Source organism: Streptomyces collinus, assembly GCF_031348265.1.
Taxonomy (GTDB): Bacteria; Actinomycetota; Actinomycetes; order Streptomycetales; family Streptomycetaceae; genus Streptomyces; species Streptomyces collinus.
Genome location: NZ_CP133771.1, coordinates 5,698,152 through 5,718,568 on the forward strand (window position 1 = coordinate 5,698,152; position 20,417 = coordinate 5,718,568).

General features: G+C 69.9%; 17 protein-coding genes. 8 read left to right on the plus strand and 9 right to left on the minus strand.

What is annotated here, in order from left to right; translation table 11 throughout:
- Positions 1-3 precede the first annotated feature (3 nt).
- Entirely contained in the window at positions 4-2,292 is a 2,289-nt protein-coding gene (locus RFN52_RS26055) for a transglycosylase domain-containing protein (RefSeq protein WP_184849497.1), read from the plus strand.
- A gap of 112 nt (positions 2,293-2,404) precedes the next feature.
- Here the strand turns inward: RFN52_RS26055 and RFN52_RS26060 are convergent, their stop codons facing one another.
- Entirely contained in the window at positions 2,405-2,959 is a 555-nt protein-coding gene (locus tag RFN52_RS26060) for a hypothetical protein (RefSeq protein WP_184849499.1), read from the minus strand.
- Positions 2,960-3,770: 811 nt separating this feature from the next.
- Between RFN52_RS26060 and RFN52_RS26065 the strand changes: the two genes are divergently transcribed.
- The 3 genes from RFN52_RS26065 to RFN52_RS26075 are packed head-to-tail and all read left to right on the plus strand — an operon-like array spanning position 3,771 to position 7,222.
- Positions 3,771-5,990, plus strand: a complete 2,220-nt coding sequence (locus RFN52_RS26065; protein WP_184849500.1) for a glycoside hydrolase domain-containing protein — start codon at positions 3,771-3,773, stop codon at positions 5,988-5,990.
- Positions 5,991-6,002: 12 nt separating this feature from the next.
- On the plus strand, positions 6,003-6,482 hold the full coding sequence (locus RFN52_RS26070; RefSeq protein ID WP_184849502.1) for a hypothetical protein: 480 nt from the start codon (positions 6,003-6,005) through the stop codon (positions 6,480-6,482).
- Positions 6,479-7,222 carry a hypothetical protein gene (locus tag RFN52_RS26075; RefSeq protein WP_184849504.1) on the plus strand — a complete coding sequence of 248 codons (744 nt, stop codon included), beginning with the start codon at positions 6,479-6,481 and terminating at the stop codon, positions 7,220-7,222. The genes RFN52_RS26070 and RFN52_RS26075 overlap by 4 nt, the downstream gene beginning before the upstream one ends.
- An 87-nt stretch (positions 7,223-7,309) precedes the next feature.
- On the opposite strand, the gene RFN52_RS26080 is transcribed toward RFN52_RS26075, so the two are convergent.
- The 4 genes from RFN52_RS26080 to RFN52_RS26095 all read right to left on the minus strand — a co-directional run bounded on the left by RFN52_RS26080 (position 7,310) and on the right by RFN52_RS26095 (position 13,803).
- Positions 7,310-9,454: a SpoIIE family protein phosphatase gene (locus RFN52_RS26080; protein ID WP_184849506.1), complete on the minus strand. Its 2,145-nt coding sequence runs from the start codon at positions 9,452-9,454 to the stop codon at positions 7,310-7,312.
- A 322-nt stretch (positions 9,455-9,776) separates the two neighbouring features.
- A complete protein-coding gene (fomD, locus tag RFN52_RS26085; RefSeq protein WP_184849507.1) occupies positions 9,777-10,469 on the minus strand; it encodes a cytidylyl-2-hydroxypropylphosphonate hydrolase in 693 nt (230 codons plus the stop codon).
- A gap of 83 nt (positions 10,470-10,552) precedes the next feature.
- The gene (locus RFN52_RS26090; protein WP_184849509.1) at positions 10,553-11,956 is read right to left on the minus strand and encodes a class II fumarate hydratase; all 1,404 of its coding nucleotides are present in this window, start codon (positions 11,954-11,956) and stop codon (positions 10,553-10,555) included.
- Between the two features lie 176 nt (positions 11,957-12,132).
- Entirely contained in the window at positions 12,133-13,803 is a 1,671-nt protein-coding gene (locus RFN52_RS26095) for a fumarate hydratase (RefSeq protein ID WP_184849511.1), read from the minus strand.
- Between the two features lie 180 nt (positions 13,804-13,983).
- Between RFN52_RS26095 and RFN52_RS26100 the strand changes: the two genes are divergently transcribed.
- Both RFN52_RS26100 and RFN52_RS26105 read left to right on the plus strand, forming a co-directional pair.
- Positions 13,984-14,685, plus strand: a complete 702-nt coding sequence (locus RFN52_RS26100; protein WP_184849513.1) for a DUF1707 SHOCT-like domain-containing protein — start codon at positions 13,984-13,986, stop codon at positions 14,683-14,685.
- Positions 14,686-14,799: 114 nt separating this feature from the next.
- A complete protein-coding gene (locus tag RFN52_RS26105; RefSeq protein WP_184849515.1) occupies positions 14,800-15,177 on the plus strand; it encodes a WhiB family transcriptional regulator in 378 nt (125 codons plus the stop codon).
- 120 nt (positions 15,178-15,297) lie between these two features.
- Here RFN52_RS26105 and glpX read toward each other — a convergent pair whose 3' ends face one another.
- Entirely contained in the window at positions 15,298-16,332 is a 1,035-nt protein-coding gene (gene glpX, locus RFN52_RS26110; protein ID WP_033311180.1) for a class II fructose-bisphosphatase, read from the minus strand.
- Between the two features lie 126 nt (positions 16,333-16,458).
- Between glpX and RFN52_RS26115 the strand changes: the two genes are divergently transcribed.
- Positions 16,459-16,983 (plus strand): DUF4245 domain-containing protein, encoded by a 525-nt coding sequence (locus tag RFN52_RS26115; protein ID WP_184849517.1) that lies wholly within the window; start codon positions 16,459-16,461, stop codon positions 16,981-16,983.
- Positions 16,984-17,038: 55 nt separating this feature from the next.
- Here the strand turns inward: RFN52_RS26115 and RFN52_RS26120 are convergent, their stop codons facing one another.
- From RFN52_RS26120 to xseA, 3 genes are all read right to left on the minus strand, one after another.
- A complete protein-coding gene (locus RFN52_RS26120) occupies positions 17,039-17,629 on the minus strand; it encodes a malonic semialdehyde reductase (protein WP_184849519.1) in 591 nt (196 codons plus the stop codon).
- Positions 17,630-17,751: 122 nt separating this feature from the next.
- Entirely contained in the window at positions 17,752-17,997 is a 246-nt protein-coding gene (locus RFN52_RS26125) for an exodeoxyribonuclease VII small subunit (RefSeq protein WP_184849521.1), read from the minus strand.
- 9 nt (positions 17,998-18,006) lie between these two features.
- Positions 18,007-19,215: an exodeoxyribonuclease VII large subunit gene (xseA, locus tag RFN52_RS26130; protein WP_184849523.1), complete on the minus strand. Its 1,209-nt coding sequence runs from the start codon at positions 19,213-19,215 to the stop codon at positions 18,007-18,009.
- Positions 19,216-19,335: 120 nt separating this feature from the next.
- Here xseA and RFN52_RS26135 point away from each other — a divergent pair, with 120 nt between their 5' ends.
- Entirely contained in the window at positions 19,336-20,361 is a 1,026-nt protein-coding gene (locus RFN52_RS26135; RefSeq protein ID WP_184849524.1) for a 4-hydroxy-3-methylbut-2-enyl diphosphate reductase, read from the plus strand.
- Positions 20,362-20,417 lie beyond the last annotated feature (56 nt).

The window sequence follows — 20,417 nt, forward strand, 5'->3', positions numbered from 1 at the left end:
CCCATGGGGCGAGCGGAAGAGAGACGCGCCAGACAGCGCGGTGGGCGCCGGGCGGCACCCAAGAGCCGCCGTTCATCGGCCACGGCCGGGAAGAGCGGCATACGCAGGCTCTTCACCTGGAAGAAGATCCTCGGCACCTTCCTCGGCCTGTGCCTGCTGGGCATGGGCGCCTTCATCGTGCTGTACATGGTGATCGACATCCCCGAGGGGAACGCCGACGCCAAGCGCCAGAGCAACATCTACAAGTACAGCGACGGCTCGATCATGGCCCGCGACGGCAAGGTCAACCGTGAGAACGTCGACCTCTCCCGGGTCCCCAAGGAAGTGCGGCTGACCTTCGTCGCGGCCGAGAACAAGACCTTCTACAAGGACGCCGGCGTCGACCTCAAGGGCACCGCCCGCGGTCTGCTCAACACTCTGTCCGGACGGGGTGCGCAGGGCGGTTCGACGATCACTCAGCAGTACGTCAAGAACTACTACCTGACGCAGGAACAGACCGTTTCGCGCAAGCTGAAGGAAATGGTCATCTCGCTGAAGCTGGACCGGGAGAAGCCCAAGGACTACATCCTCGCCGGCTACATCAACACCAGCTACTACGGCCGCAACGCCTACGGCATCCAGGCCGCGGCCCAGGCCTACTACCGCAAGGACGCCGAGAAGCTCAGCGTCGCGCAGGGCGCCTACCTCGCCGCGCTCCTCCAGGCCCCGAGCCAGTACGACTGGGCCGTCGCCTCGGAGAACGGTAAGAAGCTGGTGAAGCAGCGCTGGAACTACGTCCTGAACAACATGGTCGACGAGGGCTGGCTGAGCGCGTCCGATCGGGCCGGCATGAAGTTCCCGGTGCCCGAGGAGCCCAAGCCCGCCCCCGGCATGGAGGGCCAGAAGGGCTATCTGGTCAACGCGGCCAACGCGGCACTGGAGAAGCAGCTCGTCGCCCAGGGCGCCGCCGACAGCGCCAAGCAGGCCGAGGCGCTGGTCAACGCCGGCGGATGGACCCTCACGCTCAACATCGACAAGAAGAAGCAGGCGGCGCTGGAGAAGTCCGTCAAGCAGCAGCTGACCGGCAAACTCGACCCCGACAAGCGCAAGGTCGACGGGGCCGTCCAGGCCGGTGCCGCGTCCGTGAACCCGAAGACGGGCGCCGTGGTCGCGATGTACGGCGGCGAGGACTACTTCAAGCACTACATGAACAACGCCACCCGCGCCGACTACCAGCCGGCCTCCACCTTCAAGCCGGTCATCCTGGCCGCGGCCCTGGAGGAGCAGGCGAAGACGCAGTCCGGCAAGCCGATCACGGCCGACACGATCTACGACGGCACCAGCAAGCGCCAGGTCGTGGAGGACGGCACCAAGGTCGGCTTCGCCCCCGAGAACGAGGACGACCGGAACTACGGCCCGATCTCCGTCCAGACGGCCATGAACAAGTCCGTCAACTCGGTCTTCGCGCAGATGGGCGTCGACGTCGGCATGTCCGAGGTGGTGGACGTCGCCGGCAAGCTCGGCATGGACACCAAGAACATGGAGGCCGTCCCCGCGCAGACCCTGGGCAGCATGGGCGCGAGCCCTCTGCAGATGGCCGGGGTCTACGCGACCCTCGACAACCACGGCAGGAAGGTCACCCCGGCCGTCCTGAAGTCGGCGGAGCACCTCAACCAGAACGTCACCATGCCCGACGCGGTCGGAGACCCGGTCATCAGCCGCGAGGCAGCCGACTCCGTCACCTCCGTGCTGACCGGTGTGGTCGACGACGGCACCGCCCGGAAGGCCGTGGCCGAGAATCCCGGCCGTGACGGCCAGCAGGTCGCGGGCAAGACGGGCACGTCCGACAACAACAAGTCGGCCTGGTTCACCGGCTACACGCCGAACCTGGTCACCTCGGTGGGCCTGTTCGGCGAGGACCCCAAGACCCACGCCCAGGTCCCGATGTACAAGGCGGGCGGCGAGCCCCGGGTCAACGGCGGCGGGTTCCCGGCGCAGATCTGGGCGGCGTACACCTTCGGTGTGATGGGCGACGTCGGCAAGTTCGACCTGGAGACCCAGCAGGGCGCGGCCGTCCAGCCGACCTGGACGCCGACGCCCACGCAGGAGCCGACCAAGGAGCCCACGCAGGAGCCGACGACCGAGGAGCCGTCGTCGTCCCCGCCGCCGACGACGGAGAAGCCCTCGTCGTCTCCGCCGCCGAGTCCGTCGACGACACCGCCCACCCTCACCCCGCCCACGTCCCCGCCGACGACACCGCCGGACGACGGCGGTGACCCGTTCGACCCGGTCAAGCCGGGCGAGGACCAGTAGGAGACGCCGAGGGGCGCCCGGTGAACAACGGGCGCCCCTCGGGCCGTTGCATGACCACCCGTCTCCGGGACGCCGACCCGGCGTCCCGGAGACGGGTGGTCGTGATCGACTGTCAGTCGCAGAGCGTGGCGGACCGGACCCGGTCGATGATCGCCCTGCCGCTGGAGTCCCACATGAGCGCCGTGACCTCGGAGCACATGACGTGCAGGCCGTTGCTGCTCTCGTACTTCAAGGGACCGGCGTACTGACTGAAGGTGCCCTCGTCGACCTTGCAGGTCGCCCCGGTCAGGTTGGGGCAGAGCTTCAGCTTCATCTTCTTCGCGCTGCTCGTGTTGTTGTCGAACACGACACAGACCCCGTGCTTGCCCACCGTGGACTTGACGTAGGAGAAGAGGGTTCCGTAGCGCCTGGAGTCGGGAAGCCGCTCCGCGAACTCCAGCTCGTAGCCGCTGCCGCAGAGGGTCGCCGACGCGCTGACGGCAGCGGGGGCCGCCGCGGCGACGGCGCGCGTCTGCGCGTCCTGGGCACCGGCGGCCGACAGCTGGACGCTGGTGCCGGCGACTCGCTGCCCCGTGACGGCGGCGTCCTGGGCGATCGCCTGCGGGGCGACCAGCAGGGAGGCGACGAGAGTGGTGCCGAGGGCCAGGGCGCGCATGAGGTCACGCATAGTAAGCGCTTCCTTTCGGAAAGGTGGCGGGCGTCGAGCGTCAGGTCCTACGGATGGTGCGGTCGGACGGTCACGCGGCATCCGGGCGAGCAAGCCGCGGCGAGTGGTGACGCGCTGCTGTGAGAAGGCGGTCCAGCACGCAAAGCGGTCCATACCTGTCGAGCGCGGCGATCACCATAGGCACGGAACGGCGGGGCGGAACAGCGGCGATGTGCGATCTGGCTGAAAGGTGCCCCCCGAGGGGCGCCCGTCGGCAGGGCTGCTCGGGTGTCCGCGACAGGGATGATCTGGGTGTACGTCGTGAATGCCGACGGGTGAGTGTGACCGGGCAGGGGAAGGGCTGGCTCAAAAGCGCCGGCCGAGCTGTCCGGGCAGCCAGTTTTGGACGCTTTTCCGGCCGGAAATGTCCCTCCCTCCGGCCATTCCGCTTCACGGCCTCTTCGCTGGCACGGGGAGGGCGCGGTCGACTCAACGGCTGTTCCGGAACCCGGTGCTTGAGTGGGTCGGAATCAGGCCACCACACCGACTGGCGCAGAAGTTGAGCCCTTGCTCCTCCTGCTCACGCTGTGCCTATGGTGATCACTGATCCGGCGCACTGACCATGCCGCCGGAACGGGGGAGGTTCCTGATGTCGCCGTGCCGTCTGTCATGCGCGCATCTTCTTTGCAGTCGTGCCGCCATGCCGCGCCTCTGAGCTGTCTCGCCTCCCGGTGAGGCCGCCCCTCGTCAACCCCTGCCGGTCCCGCACCGGATGGGGGTGCCGTCACGCTCCGGTCCGCGGACACGACCTTTGTGAAGGAGAGCCACGCCCATGGCCGATGAGATGGTGCGCAGAGCCCAGCAGTTCATCAACGGCACCTATGACAAGGGTGCGAAGCTGGGCATATCGCGGCTCGTCGAGGACGGCGAGACCGGCTGGACCGTCATGTTCGCCCTCACCCGGGCGCTCCAGTACGAGCTGGGCATCTCCAGCCTGTCGGACAACTTCGGCCCCGGCACGCTCTCCACGCTCCAGTCGAAGTACCCGCGCATCGGTGCGTCGGGTGTCCCGGCGAACATCATCCGGATCGTCCAGGCCGGCCTGTACTGCAAGGGCTACGACGGCGGCGAGATCGACGGCAAGTACAACGACCGTGTCCGCGACTCGGTGATCCAGCTCAAGAAGGACATGGGCGTCGACTTCGCCTACCCCGGCGGTGACGTGGTCCCGAAGGTGTTCAAGGGCCTTCTGAACATGGACCCGTACGTCACCGTCAACAACGGATCCGCCCAGATCCGCTCCGTGCAGCAGTGGATGAACGGCGAATTCGTCCACCGCCGGGACTTCTACATCATCTCCTGCGACGGTCATCACTCCCGTACCGTCGCCCAGGCGATGCTCTACGCGGTCCAGTACACCATCGGCATGGCCGACGGCGTCGCCAACGGGGTGTTCGGCCCGGGCACCCAGGCGGGTCTGAAGGAACACACCCTGTCGGTCGGATCGTCCGGTACCTGGGTGCAGTTGTTCACGGCCGGCATGCTGCTCAACCAGCGCTCCGTCTCTTTCGGCGGCACCTTCACCGCCGCCCATGCCGACGCGGTCCGCTCGTTCCAGTCGTTCGTCAAGCTCCCCGTGACGGGGAAGGGCGACTTCTCCACCTGGGCCTCCCTCCTCGTCTCCTACGGCGACCAGAACCGCAAGGGCTCTGCCTGCGACGGCGTCACCAGGATCACGCCGGATCGCGCCAAGGCGCTCAAGGCCGAAGGCATCACCTACGTCGGGCGCTACCTGACCAACCCGATCCCCGGCGGAGGCAAGGTCCCCGAGAAGGAGATCCAGCCCGGCGAGCTCCAGACGATCGCCGACCAAGGACTGCGCTGTTTCCCGATCTACCAGACCTTCGGGCGAGGCGCGGACGACTTCAGCTACCCCCTGGGGCGTGCCGCGGGACAGGCCGCGATCAACGCGGCACTCGACCACGGCTTCAAGTCGGGCACGCGGATCTTCTTCGCCGTCGACTTCGACGCCTACGACTACGAGGTCACCGACAACGTCCTGCCCCACTTCAAGGGCATCGAGGACGCCATGCGCGACGACGGCAACCGCTACGGCGTCGGCGTCTACGGCCCCCGCAACGTGTGCACGCGTGTGTCGGACGCGGGGCACGCCTCGGCCTCGTTCGTCTCCGACATGTCCTCAGGATTCTCGGGGAACTTCGGCTACCCGCTCCCCGAGAACTGGGCCTACGACCAGATCGTCACCAAGACCGTCGGCTCCGGCAGCGGATCGATCAACATCGACGTGAACATCGCGTCCGGCCGCGACACCGGTCAGGGATCCTTCAACAAGCCCAGGGGCGTCCTCGCCGACACCAGCCTGGACCCTGATCTCGTGCAGGCCATGATGACGGACGTCGGCAAGTACATGGAGTCGATCGGCTTCCCCAACGACGGCGGCGTGCGGAAGTGGCAGCACTGGAAGTGCTTCACGACGACCGTGGTCGACTACGACTCCGACATCACCCTGTACGCCTACCGCTACAAGATGCGGAAGGCCCTCATCCAGACCTCCGCCTACTGGGAGATGCGACACGTCGACGCGATCGACGAAAGCGCGGACCTGGCCGTCATCACGGCCTACGAGACGACCGGAACCTTCAAGGACACCTCCACCGGCATCTGCCAGATCTTCGGCATCACGGCGACCCGGGCATGGAACCACGCCGTCAGCAAGGGCTACGTCACCGGCAGCGCCAAGGACATCAACGACGACACCCTCTACAGCATGTGGCGCAAGTGCCGGGACGACGACCAGTTCGCCCTGTCGATCGTGCCCCTGATCCACCTCTGGAACGCCGACGGAGCGCCGGGCAGCGGGAACGACGAGACCACGCTGCGCCCCATGCGCCTGGACTACACGGAGAACGAGGTCTACGAGGTCCTGCGGCGGTACCAGGGCACGAACGACGAGGCGAAGGCGCACGCGAAGAAGCGTCTGGCGCTGTATCAGGTCATGGAGAAGTACAACGCCATCGCCCGTAACCCGTGACAGGCTGCACGCATGTCGGGAGACGAACCATACGCAGGTCACAACCCCGTCGTCGTGCTCCTGCTGTCGCTGGCCGGACTCGTCGCCACCCCGGGGCTCGCGATCTACGCGGTCGTGACGCTCATCCGGGCCGGCAGGAAACGGACCCGGCCGGGCCTGCTCAAGGGAGCGGCGATCCTCGCCTGGGTGGCGACGGTCGGCATGTACACCTGGGGTGTCCTGCACCTGTTGTTGCTGGACGAACACGCTCAGGCCGCGGCCTGCACGAAGGTGCTGGGAGGTCCTGACAAAAGGTCCGAGGTCGTCGTCGACCGCTATGAGACCTCGTTCGTCCCCCTGCGCTTCGGGTGCCACGTCAAGGACGGGAAGACGTACGAAGCCGCCATCCCGGGCTACCTGAACCCCGTGGCGGGGGTGTCGGCGGTGGGCGCTGTCGCTCTCACCGCATGCGCTGCGCGTTCCCGCACCCACCACAAGGAGAGAACTGCGTGACTGTGAACATCTCGCGTCGTACCGCCCTGCGCCGTGCCGTCTTCCTGGCCGCCGGCACCGCCGTCGCCGCGGGGACGCTGACGTCTCCCGTCCACGCGGCCACGACGCAACCCGGACCGGACAAGATCCGTGAAGCGATACGGAAGGCGCAGGAACGCAACAAGCGAGTCCTCAGCGGCACTCCGTCGACGAACGGATGGGAGATGGAGAAGATCGCGGACGACCACGGGCACGTCTACACCAGACCTGTCCCCGGCACCCCCGTCGACGGCGTCCAGATCCGCATGGGCGACGTCGAGACGGTCCTCGTCCATGTGATCCGCCGCTTCCACTACGAGATCGACGAACTGCGCCGGGGCGACGTCACCGGCTGGCGTCACCCCTCGACGGTCCGCAAGGGCCTGGCCGAGTCGAACCAGGCCTCCGGCACGGCGGTCCAGATCCGGCCGGGCCACTACCCCTCCGGCGCGCAGGGCGGCTTCTTCCCGCAGCAGACGGTGGTGATCCGGGACATCCTCGCCGAGTGCGACGGCGTGGTCCGGTGGGGCGGCGACGACAAGCACCCGGACGAGGCGCTCTTCTACCTCGACGTCGAGCCCGATGACGGCAGGCTGGCGGCGACCGCGGCGAAGATCCAGGGCTGGGAATGGGTTCCCGGCAAGGGCGCCGGATCGGGCGCCGACCCGCTCCAGCCGGCGCGGAAGCGGTCCGCCGAACGCCTCGCCCGACAGCAGTCCTGAACCGGGCGGCAGCCCGCAGGAAGTGACGGGCTTTCGACGACGGGCCGGCCCCCGCGGTGCGGGGACCGGCCCGTGCCGTAGGCGTGCTCAGCCCCGGTTCAGCTCGAACCAGACCACCTTGCCCGTGCTGAGCCGGGTCGCGCCCCAGCGCCGGGCCATCCGGTTCACCAGGTACAGCCCCCGGCCGCCCTCGTCGGTGGCCCGGGCCTGGCGCAGCCGCGGCAGCTGCGGCACGTCGTCGCCGACCTCGCAGCGCAGCACGTCCGTGCGCAGCAGACGCAGCGTCACCGGCCGCGAGGCGTACCGCACCGCGTTGGTGACGACCTCGCTGACGAGCAGCTCCACGGAGTCGCTGAGCTCCTCCAGGCCCCAGCGCTGCAACGCACGCCGGGCCAGCCGGCGGGCCCGGCCCGGGGCGGCGTCCTCCGGCTCCAGGAACCAGTACGCCACGTCACTGGGCGCGATCCCGTCGAAACGGGCCGCGAGCAGCGCGATGTCGTCGTCCCGGTCGCCCGGGCCGAGCATGTCGAGCACCTCGTCGCACAGTGCTTCCAGGGGCGGCGGATGGTCCGGCCCGGTGAGCTGCGCGACCGCGGCGAGCTTCTCCCGCAGCTGCTCGATGCCCGTCCACACATCGCGCAGGCGCGACTCGACCAGGCCGTCGGTGTAGAGCAGCAGGGTCGCCCCGGCGGGCGCGTCCAGCTCCACGGCCTCGAAGTCCACGCCGCCGACCCCGATCGGGGCACCGGCCGGCACGCGCAGCACCTCCGCACGGCCGCCCAGGTGGAGCAGGACGGGCGGCGGATGACCGGCGTTGGCGATGGTGATGCGGTGCGATACCGGGTCGTACACGGCGTAGAGGCAGGTCGCCATGCGGTCCACGCCGAGGCGCTGGGCCTGTTCGGCGAGGTGGTGCAGGACCTCCTGCGGCGGCAGGTCCAGGCCGGCGAGGGTCTGGGCCGTGGTGCGCAGCTGGCCCATGATGGCGGCCGAGGTCATGGAGTGGCCCATGACGTCACCGACGACCAGGGCGACCCGGCTGCCGGGCAGCGGGATCGCGTCGTACCAGTCGCCGCCCACCCGGGCCGTCTCCGCCGCCGGCAGGTAGCGGGAGGCCAGCCGCACGCCCGTCGGGCGGGGCAGCGTCTCGGGCAGCATGGTGCGCTGCAGCTCGTCCGCGATGTAGGCCTCGCGGCCGTACAGCACCGCCTTGTCGATGCCGAGGGCGCTGTGCGTGGCGAGCTGGGCGGCCACCAGCAGGTCGTCCGGCTCGAACGCCATGCGCTCGGGCCGGCGCAGGAACAGCGCCGCACCGATGACCCGGCGCCGGCCGCGCAGCGGGGCGAGGATCGCGCGCTGCCCGTCCGGTACACCGAACTCGCCGCCTTCACCGAGCAGCTCGGGCAGGGCGGCCCGGGCCGCCGGAGCGTCCGTGAAGACCGGGCGCACACCCCGCAGCACCTCGGCGAGCGCGCTGCCGGGCCGCACCTCGCACAGCTCGGCGCCGACCGTGTCCAGCTCGTTCGGCTCGGGCTGCGCGGCCGGCAGGAAGCCGTTCTCCGTGTCGCGCTCCGCCGGTATCCGGTCGGTGCGGCGCAGCCGCAGCACCAGCGGGCCGGTGGGCCGCTCGTCGCCGACGGGCAGCGGGTCGCGCAGATAGACCAGGATCGCGTCGGAGAAGGTGGGCACGGTCGCCCGGCACAGCCCCATCACGATCTCGTCCAGGTCGATGCCGCGGGCGATCCGCCGGGTGGCGGCCCCCACGAACCTGAGCCGGTCGCCGTCCCGCCGCATGGGCGTGGGCCGGCCCGGCGGCAGGCTCTGGCCGCTGCGCCGCTCCTGCCCGTCGGTGTTCACCGCCGGCCGGTCCCCTTCGTCGGCCGGCTGGACCGGAATGCCCTCGGGGGCGGGGCGCGGCCGAGGCGTCTCGCGCTCGGCGGTCTGCTCGGCACCCGGCTGGGAGTGCTCGGAGGCGGGGTCGCTCACAGTGTCCTTGCCCTTGCCGAACGGCGTGGAGGTGCCCGGCTCCGACGTGCCCGGCGTGCTGTGTGCCGTCGTGACCGGAGCGCTGACGTCGCCGCCGGGGCGGCCCTGTACCGGTAAGGCGCCGGCGCCGGGTGCCCGCGCCGGTGTCGGGGTATGCACGAACGCCCCGCGGGGATCCACGGGGTCGACGCCCGTCTGGGGGCGTTCGAACGAGGTCGGCTGCTCCGTCACGCGTGTCGAATCCATCCGTCCGGGGCTGCGCGCCGCGCGCGCAGTTGGTCCCGCCGAAACTCCGATACCCGGAATACGTGCCCCAGGAACGGAATTCCCGCGTGGTCAGAGGTTGTTCCTGTGCCACCGGCGGACCGTCTGCGGTCCGCAGGGGCCGTCTGACGGCCCCTGGGGCCCGTGGCGCAGGCCCTTCCGGTGTTGCCCTCGTACCCCTCGCTCACGTCCTGCCGCCCCTCGGTGACGATCGGTCAAGCCCAGCGCGTGCTCCGGTAGTTGCCGCCGCGCGCCCTTGCGGAGGACGATCCTACGTTTCTTGCCCGGGGGCGCATCAAGGGTCTCATGAGGACACATGCGCGGGCGTACGATCCCAGTCCTCCGGCAGTGACGGTACAGCCCAGGAGGGATCCGGGCGCCAGTGCTGCCAGCCTTCCGAGAACGGCGGACCCCACGCGCGGATCACCTCGACGGCGTCCCGCCCCGCCGCCTGTACCTTTTCCGCCTGTTGGTCGTCCATCAGCCCGTCCCGCCGGGCCTGGGCGAACTCGTCCTCGTCCCGCCAGTGCCAACTCCGGTCGGGATGGACGGAGATGTCCAGGTAATGGTCCACGGAGTCGACGCCGCCCGCCCAACGGGTCAACGGCTCCTCCAGGTTCACGTACCAGTTCTTGAACTGCCAGCCCGGCTCCCAGAACAGCCACACCGACCAGGGTTCGCCGGGCGTGGCGAGCTTCAGCACACCCGTACCGAACCACCGGTCGCGCTGCACGGCCCGCGGCTTGGTGTAGCGCGACTCCAGCGGTTCCAGATGCACGGGCGTGCCGTCGGCGAGCACGGGCTTCACACACTCGGTGCCCGGCGCCAGCCACACGGCGAGCAGGTCGGCGTCGTCCCGGACGACGGTGACGGGACGCGCGATGTGCACATGCGTGCCGCCGTTCTCCCGGTACCGCCACAGGATCCGGCTCCCGGGCGCCCAGAAGCCTGCCGCACCACCCGTTTCCACGCGTCTCATCGCTCCACCGTCCGCCATGAACAGATATTAGGTGCCGTAGGCATACGACGCTGCGGCGCGTGTCACGGTTCACGCGCCGGGCACACGAACGTGTGCCCTCGTCACGGGTGTGTCATCCGCAGGACATCCAGGGCCTCGTCGAGCTGCTCCGCGGTCAGGTCCCCGCGCTCCACGTAGCCGCCGTCCAGCACGACCTGACGGATCGTCTTCCGCTCGGCCAGGGCCTTCTTAGCCACCTTGGCGGCCTCCTCGTAGCCGATGTACTTGTTGAGCGGCGTGACGACGGACGGGGACGACTCGGCGTACTCCCGCGCCCGCTCGCGGTTCGCGGTGATGCCGTCCACGGCGCGGTCGGCCAGCAGCCGCGTCACGTTGGCGAGCAGCCGGACCGACTCCAGCACGTTCTTCGCGATGACCGGCAGCATGACGTTCAGCTCGAAGTTCCCGGCGGCGCCGGCGGTCGCGACGGTGGCGTCGTTGCCGACGACCTGCGCGGCGACCATCAGCACGGCCTCGGGAATGACCGGATTCACCTTGCCCGGCATGATCGAGGATCCGGGCTGGAGGTCGGGCAGGGCGATCTCGGCGAGACCGGTGCGCGGCCCGGAGGACATCCAGCGCAGATCGTTGGCGATCTTCGTCAGCCCGACCGCGATGGTCCGCAGCTGCCCGCTGGTCTCGACGATGCCGTCCCGGGCGCCCTGCGCCTCGAAGTGGTTCCGGGCCTCGGTGAGGGGCAGCCCGGTGGTGCGGGCGACCTCCTCGATGACGGCGGCGGAGAACCCGGGCGGGGTGTTGATGCCGGTGCCGACGGCCGTGCCGCCGAGGGGCAGTTCGGCGAGCCGGGGGAGGGAGGCCCGAAGCCGCTCGACGCCGAACCGCACCTGGGCCGCGTACCCGCCGAACTCCTGGCCCAGCGTCACGGGCGTGGCGTCCATCAGATGCGTCCGCCCCGACTTCACCACGTCGGCGAACTCCTCGGCCTTGCGCTCCAGGGAGGCGGCGAGGTGCTCCAGGGCGGGGACCAGATCGCGCGTCACGGCGGCGGTGGCGGCGATGTGGATCGAGGAGGGGAAGACGTCGTTGGACGACTGGGAGGCGTTGACGTGGTCGTTGGGGTGCACGGCGCTGCCCAGCCGCTCGCTCGCGAGCGTGGCGATGACCTCGTTGGTGTTCATGTTGGACGAGGTCCCGGACCCGGTCTGGAACACGTCGACCGGGAAGTGCGCGTCCCACTTCCCCTCGGCGACCTCCCCGGCCGCCTCCTGGATCGCCCCGGCGATGTCCTTGTCCAGGACCCCCAGCTCGGCGTTGACCTTGGCCGCGGCCCCCTTGATGCGGGCCAGCGCCTCGATGTGCGCGCGCTCGATGCGCTGCCCGGAGACGGGGAAGTTCTCCACGGCCCGCTGGGTCTGGGCCCGCCACTTGGCGTGCGCGGGCACCCGCACCTCGCCCATGGAGTCGCGCTCGGTGCGGTACTCGGTCCTGTCCTGCTCGTCGGTCATCGACGATCACCTCCACGTGTCACAGCGTCAGCGCCGCGACCACTGTTCCCCGTGGAGGTGAATCGTCACCCCTGTTCTCAGGCGAGTCCGGGACCGCGTACCGGAATGGAGGTGAGGGAGACGGGAACGGGCAGGGGCGGCGGGGGCGACATCCTCCTCCCGCCGCGCCCGAGGCGTTACGCCAGACCGGGGCCCCGCACCGGGATCGAGGTGAACGTCGGCGCCGGCGCCGGGTCCTGGAAGAAGTCGTTGCCCTTGTCGTCGACGACGATGAACGCCGGGAAGTCCTCGACCTCGATCTTCCAGACGGCCTCCATGCCGAGCTCCTCGTACTCGACGACCTCGACCTTCTTGATGCAGTCCTGGGCGAGGCGGGCGGCCGGGCCGCCGATGGAGCCGAGGTAGAAACCGCCGTGGGCGTCGCACGCGTCCGTGACCTGCTTGCTGCGGTTGCCCTTGGCCAGCATCACCTTGGAGCCGCCCGCCGCCTGGAACTGCTCCACGTAGGAATCCATCCGGCCGGCCGTGGTCGGGCCGAAGGAGCCGGACGCGTAGCCCTCGGGCGTCTTGGCCGGGCCGGCGTAGTACACCGGGTGGTCCTTCAGGTACTGCGGCATCTCCTCGCCCGCGTCCAGCCGTTCCTTGATCTTGGCGTGCGCGATGTCGCGGGCCACGACCAGCGGGCCGGTCAGGGACAGGCGGGTCTTCACCGGGTGCTTCGTGAGCTCGGCGAGGATCTGCTCCATCGGCTGGTTGAGGTCGATCTTCACGACGTCCGAGGACTCGTCGAGGTGCTCGTCCGTCGTCTCCGGCAGGAAGCGCGCCGGGTCCGTCTCCAGCTGCTCCAGGAAGACGCCCTCGGCGGTGATCTTCGCGACGGCCTGACGGTCGGCGGAGCAGGACACGGCGATGGCCACCGGGCAGGACGCGCCGTGCCGCGGCAGGCGCACCACGCGCACGTCGTGGCAGAAGTACTTGCCGCCGAACTGCGCGCCGATGCCGATCTTCTGCGTCAGCTCGAAGACCTTCTCCTCCAGCTCCTTGTCCCGGAAGCCGTGCCCGAGCTCGGAGCCCTCGGCCGGGATCTCGTCCAGGTAGTGCGCGGAGGCGTACTTGGCGGTCTTCAGCGCGTACTCGGCGGACGTGCCGCCGACCACGATCGCCAGGTGGTAGGGCGGGCAGGCCGCCGTGCCCAGCGAACGGATCTTCTCCTCCAGGAACTTCATCATGGAGGACTCGTTCAGGACGGCCTTCGTCTCCTGGTACAGGAACGACTTGTTGGCCGAGCCGCCGCCCTTCGCCATGAAGAGGAACTTGTAGGCGCCGCCGTCCGCCGCGTACAGCTCGATCTGCGCGGGGAGGTTGGAGCCGGTGTTCTTCTCCTCCCACATGGTGAGCGGGGCCATCTGCGAGTAGCGCAGGTTCAGGTTCTTGTACGCGTCGTAGATGCCGCGGCTCAGGGCCTCCTCGTCGCGGCCCTGGGTCAGCACGTTCTGGCCGCGCTTGCCCATCACGATCGCCGTGCCCGTGTCCTGGCACATGGGCAGCACCCCGGCGGCCGCGATGTTCGCGTTCTTCAGCAGGTCCAGCGCCACGAACTTGTCGTTGCCCGACGCCTCGGGGTCGTCGATGATGCGGCGCAGCTGCGCGAGGTGGGCCGGGCGCAGGTAGTGCTGGATGTCGTGGATGGCCTCCTCGGCGAGCTTGCGCAGCGCCTCCGGCTCCACCTGGAGGAAGGTCCGCCCGTCCGGCCCCTCGACGGTGGAGACGCCCTCGGAGGTCACCAGCCGGTACGGGGTGGTGTCCTCGCCCTGGGGGAGCAGATCGGTGTACGCGAACTCAGGCATCTCGCCCATTCCTCACTCGACAGACGGCGGCCCGCCTCCTTTGGCGAGCGCCAACCAGCGTAGAACCTGCCGCTGACGGCGAGCTTGTGAGGTAAGGCTCAGTTCGTCACATCCGGGCGTACCGCAAGGGGGTACCACCGAGGGGTGTCGCGATCTATCGTGTTTCGGTACGCTGCTGTCGTGGACCTTCAGAAGCAGGACCTTCAGCAGCAGAGCGCGCCCGCCGTCTCCGAGCTCCGCGCCTCCGACGCCGAGCGTGACCGCATCGCCGACATCCTGCACGACGCCCTGGCCGAAGGCCGCCTCACCGCCGACGAGCACGCCGAGCGCGTCGAGGGGGTGCTGCGCGCCAAGACGGTCGGCGAGCTGGAGGTCTTCATACGGGACCTGCCCGCGGCCCACCGTCAGGGCCCCGGCTCCTCCCCGGCTCCCGCCCCGCACCGCCCCACCGCCGGTGCCATCCCGATCGACCCGGACGACAACGTGGTCGCGGTCTTCAGCGGCGCCGTCCGCAAGGGCCGCTGGCGTGCGGGCCGCCGTATCCACGCGTACGCGGTCTTCGGCAGTGTCGAGATAGACCTCAGCGAGGCCCTCTTCGATCACCAGCAGGTCGTCGTCAAGTCGTTCGCGATCTTCGGCAGCGTCGAGATCCGCGTCCCGGAGAACGTGTCGCTGCGCGGCACGGGCAGCGGCGTCCTCGGCAGCTTCGAGGTGGACACCCTCGACTCCGGCGACCCGCAGGCCCCCATCGTCTACGTCGACGGCTGGGCGGTCCTGGGGAGCATCGAGGCGCGGCCGAAGCGGGGCAAGGTCGTCGCGGACATCCTGGACCGGGTGCAGCGCAAGGTCGACAGGAGTTTGCGCAAACACCTGGGGCATTGACAGGCGCGAATCCCCCGAATCCGGCGGTTCGGAACTCAGTGCATAGGCGCGCGTACAGCGGGTAGGCCTTGCTGCATCGTCTCTCGCTCGCGAAGCCGTCGTCAGGAGTAGACCGTGCTGCAACCGCCGCATTCGTCCCTGCAGGTAGCTGCCGTTCCGGCCCCGCGGGTGCCAGCGCGAGACAGGGACCAGGACGCCCCGTGGCACACCGAAGCGGTGTGCCGTCGTGACGAGGCCGGCCTGTTCTTCGCCCCCTCCAAGGAGCCGACCGCCGCGAGACTGTCCCGGGAGGAGGCGGCGAAGCGGGTCTGTGCCCGCTGTCCGGTGATGGTCGAGTGCCGCGAGCACGCCCTGCTCCAGCCCGAGCCCTACGGCGTCTGGGGCGGCCTCACCGCCGCGGAGCGCCGCGTGGTCCTGGCCCGGCGCCGCCGCCGTGAGATGGAGCTGAAGAAGGCGGCCCGCCCGGCGAACCAGATAGCGGCGGCAGGCTGACGGCCGAGCCCTGCGAAACGAGCACCACGCAGCGAGCACCACGCAGCGCGCGCCACGAAAAGGGCGTCCCCACCGCACCGGGGACGCCCTTTCGCTGCGCTGTTCTTCCGCTCCTCGGGGCTACTTCCCCTTGTCGAAGTCGATCGCGCTGTAGGCCCGCAGCTTGCTGAGCCGGTGCTCGGAGGAGATCCGGCGGACCGTGCCCGACCGCGAGCGCATCACGATCGAGTCGGTCGTGGCGTTCTCCGCCCGGTAGCGCACCCCCCGCAGCAGCTCCCCGTCGGTGATGCCGGTGGCCACGAAGAACACGTTCTCCCCGGTGACGAGGTCCTCGGTCGTCAGCACCCGGTCGAGATCATGCCCCGCGTCGATCGCCCGCTGCCGCTCCTCGTCGTCCTTGGGCCACAGCTTGCCCTGGATCGTGCCGCCCAGGCACTTCACCGCGCAGGCCGAGATGATGCCCTCGGGCGTACCGCCGATGCCGAGCAGCAGATCGACGCCCGTGCCCTCGCGCAGCGCCAGGATCGAGCCGGCCACGTCGCCGTCGGAGATCAGCTTGATGCGGGCCCCGGTCTCCCGGATCTCCTTGATGATGCCCTCGTGCCGCGGGCGGTCGAGGATCACCACCGTCACGTCCTCCGGCGCGGACCGCTTCGCCTTGGCGACCCGCCGGATGTTCACCGACACCGGGGCGTTGATGTCGACGAAGTCGGCCGCCTCCGGACCGGTGACGAGCTTGTCCATGTAGAAGACGGCGGACGGGTCGAACATGGACCCGCGCTCGGCGGCGGCCAGCACCGCGATCGCGTTGGTCATGCCCTTCGCGGTCAGCGTCGTGCCGTCGATCGGGTCGACGGCGATGTCGCACTCGGGCCCGGTCCCGTCGCCCACGCGCTCCCCGTTGAACAGCATGGGGGCTTCGTCCTTCTCGCCCTCGCCGATGACGACGACGCCGTTCATCGAGACGGTGGAGACGAGGGTGCGCATGGCGCGTACCGCGGCGCCGTCGGCGCCGTTCTTGTCACCCCGCCCGACCCAGCGGCCCGCGGCCATCGCCGCGGCCTCGGTGACCCGGACCAGTTCCAGGGCGAGGTTGCGGTCGGGGGCCTCGGAGGGCACATCGAGTTCGGACGGCAAATGATGATGCTCGGTCATCGGAGCGCACCTTTCTGTACGACGACGGCCGGATGAGGGCTTTGTCGCCCGACTCTATCGCCGAGGCCGCAAAATGAGCAGGGGCCCCCACGGATGAGCGCGGCAGGGACCTGCGACGATAGGGGCGTGGCAGGCAAGAACGGCAAGCAGAAGACGGCGCGGGACATGATCCTCTCCATGGGAGTCATCGTCCTGGTGGCGGGCTTCGTGTACCTCTTCATCCCGCACGACGACAGCGCGCCCGACGTCAAGGCCGTCGACTACCGGGTCGAACTGCTCACGGCACGCCGCGCGGCCTCCTACCCGGTGGCCGCGCCCCAGGGTCTGCCCGACGCATGGAAGGCCACCTCCGTCCGCTTCCAGGGCGACGAGTTCGACGCCTGGCACCTCGGCTTCCACGATCCCGAGGGGGAGTACGTGGCGGTCGAGCAGTCCACTCAGCGGCGCCCCGTCTTCGTCGACGAGGCGACCCAGGGCGCGCGGGAGACCGGGAAGACCGAGAAGATCGCCGGCGAGACGTGGACCCGTTACGAGGGCGGCCGGTACGACGCGCTGGTCCTGGAGGGCACCAAGGGTTCGACGACGGTCGTGACGGGCACCGCCTCGTTCGCGCAGCTGACGAAGATGGCCGAGGCGCTGCGGACGAAGTGAGCGCGCATGAGGAAGGCCCCCGGCGGATGCCGGGGGCCTTCCTCATGCGCGTCGCTCAGACGGTCGTGACGACCTGGTCGAAGCCCAGGCGCGGGGAGCGCGGGTGCCAGGCGTCCGGGCCCGGGCGGCCGATGTTGACGACCATCAGCGGGGTGTGGTCGTCGTCCAGGAACTCCTTGCGCACGCCCTCGAAGTCGAAGCCGGTCATCGGTCCGGCGGCGAGGCCGGCGGCGCGGACGCCGACGATGAAGTACGCGGCCTGGAGGGCGGCGTTCAGCGCGGCGGCGTTCTCGCGGACCGGGCGCTCGGTGAAGAAGACGTCCTTGATCTGCGGGGCGGCCGGGAACAGGTGCGGCAGCTCCTCGTGGAACTCGTTGTCCGCGGAGAGGATCGCCACCAGCGGGGCGCTCGCGGTCTTGGGCCGGTTGCCCTCGGCCATGTGCTCCACCAGACGCTCGCGGGCCTCGGGGGAGCGGACCAGGGTGATGCGCAGCGGGGTCTGGTTGAAGGCGGTCGGGCCGTACTTGACCAGGTTGTAGATCGCCTGCACCTGCTCATCGGTCACCGGCTCGTCGGTGAAGGTGTTGGCGCTGCGGGCCTCACGGAACAGAAGGTCCTGGGCTGCGGGGTCAAGAACGAGGGACATGAAGGCACTTTCTCGCGACTGTCGATCCGGATGACCGGCTGACGTCTTCGACCGTACGCGAAATGAAGTTCAACGTTCAACCAATGTGGGGGTGTCGTGCATCACGAACCGAACGCCCCTGGTCACTCCGTGCCCTCGTCCTCCGCGGTCTCCTCCGCCAGCGCCGCGTCCAGCCGCGCCCGCGCGCCCTCCAGCCACCGCCGGCACACCCTGGCCAGCTCCTCGCCCCGCTCCCAGAGCGCGAGGGACTCCTCCAGCGTCGTACCGCCCGCCTCCAGACGCCGGACGACCTCGATCAGCTCGTCCCGCGCCTGCTCGTATCCGAGCGCCTCGCTCGTGCCCGGTGTCTCGTCAACCTCGCTGGTCATCCACCCACCCTATGTGTCCACTCGTACGGAGAACTCACCCTCGGAGACCCGCGCGCGCAGGGCCTCCCCGCCCGTCACCTCGCCCGGGTCGCGGACCGCGTGCCCGTCCGCCTTCTGGAGCACGGCGTACCCGCGCTTCAGGGTCGCGGCGGGGGAGAGGGCCACCACGCGCGCGTGCGTGTGCGACAGCTCCGAGTCGGCGCGGTCGAGCTGGTGCCGCAGACAGCGCCGGGCCCGGTCGAGCAGGTCCGCCACCTGGTCGCCGCGCACGTCGATCATCCGGTGCGGGTCCTGTATCGACGGCCGTGCCAGCGCGTGCGCCAGCCCCCGCTCCTCCCGGTCCACCAGCGCCGCCACGCACCGCCGCGCACGGTCCCGCAGCAGCCGCACCCGCTCGTACTCCTCACCGACGTCCGGCACCACCTTCTTGGCCGCGTCGGTCGGGGTGGAGGCGCGCAGATCGGCGACGTGGTCCAGCAGCGGGTTGTCCGGTTCGTGCCCGATGGCGGACACCACGGGCGTACGGCACTGCGCGACCGTCCGGATCAGCTGCTCGTCGGAGAACGGCAGCAGGTCCTCCACGCTGCCGCCGCCCCGGGCGACGATGATCACGTCCACGTCGTCGAGCGCGTCGAGCTCCTTCACGGCCTGCACGACCTGCGGCACGGCGTGCACGCCCTGCACGGCGACGCTGCGCACCTCGAAGCGCACGGCGGGCCAGCGGTGCCGGGCGTTCTCCAGGACGTCCCGCTCGGCGGCCGAGGCCCGGCCGCAGACCAGCCCGACCAGCTGCGGCAGGAACGGCAGCGGCTTCTTGCGCTCCGGCGCGAACAGCCCCTCCCGCCCGAGGGTCTTCTTCAGCTGCTCCAGGCGCGCGAGCAGCTCACCGACCCCGACGGGCCGTATCTCGGCGGCCCGCAGCGACAGCTGCCCGCGCGGGGCGTACCACTCGGGCTTGGCGAGGACGACGACCCGGGCGCCCTCGCTCACCACGTCCGCGACGGCGTCGAACACCTGCCGGTAGCAGGTGACGCCGACCGAGATGTCGTACGACGGGTCCCGCAGCGTCAGGAACACCACCCCCGCGCCCGGCCGCCGCGACAACTGCGTGATCTGCCCCTCGACCCACACCGCCCCGAGCCGGTCGATCCAGCCCCCGATGAGCCGCGACACCTCGCCGACGGGCAGCGGGGCTTCCGGAGTCGTGTTCACAGCCATGTCCGCGAGAGTAGTGGGCGCCGCCGACAACACCGCTCACGTCCCTCGCGCGGGGCCGTGCCGGTCTTCGCCGGAGCGTCACACGGACGGGATCTTCGACCTGCCGTACGCGGCCTTACGATGGGACGCATGTCTGCTTCGCCTGGCCGCCGTGTCCTGCTCGCCGCCCCCCGTGGCTACTGCGCGGGTGTGGACCGCGCCGTGATCGCCGTCGAGAAAGCCCTGGAGCAGTACGGCGCTCCGGTGTACGTCCGGCACGAGATCGTCCACAACAAGTACGTCGTGCAGACGCTGGAGAAGAAGGGCGCGATCTTCGTCGAGCAGACGGAGGAGGTGCCCCCGGGGAACATCGTCATGTTCTCCGCGCACGGCGTGGCCCCCGTCGTCCACGAGGAGGCCGAGCGCGGCAAGCTCGCCACCATCGACGCCACCTGCCCCCTGGTCACCAAGGTCCACAAGGAAGCCGTCCGCTTCGCGGGCGAGGACTACGACATCCTCCTGATCGGCCACGAGGGCCACGAGGAGGTCATCGGCACCTCCGGCGAGGCCCCCGACCACATCCAGCTCGTCGACGGCCCGGGCGATGTCGCGAAGGTCGAGGTCCGCGACCCCTCCAAGGTCGTGTGGCTCTCCCAGACCACGCTGTCCGTCGACGAGACCATGGAGACCGTCGACGCCCTGAAGGACAAGTTCCCGCAGCTCATCTCCCCGCCCAGCGACGACATCTGCTATGCCACGCAGAACCGTCAGCTGGCCGTGAAGCAGATGGGCGCCGAGTCGGAGCTGGTCATCGTGGTCGGCTCGCGCAACTCCTCCAACTCCAAGCGGCTCGTCGAGGTCGCCAAGATCGCCGGTGCCCGCGAGGCCTACCTCGTGGACTTCGCCGACGAGATCGACGAGGCCTGGCTGGAGGGCGTGACCACGGTCGGCGTCACCTCGGGCGCCTCCGTCCCGGAGATCCTGGTCGAGCAGGTCCTGGAGTACCTCTCCACGCGCGGCTTCGAGGACGTCGAGATCGTCAAGGCGGCCGAGGAGTCCATCACGTTCTCCCTGCCCAAGGAGCTGCGCCGCGACCTGCGCGAGGAGGCGGCGTCGCTGGTCGCCGAGCGCGGTGGCGCCGGGACCGGTGAAGATTCCGCGAAGTGACCGGGTACGGGCCGGGCAGCGACCGCTGTCCGGCCTGTGACTGTCAGTCGTTCGTC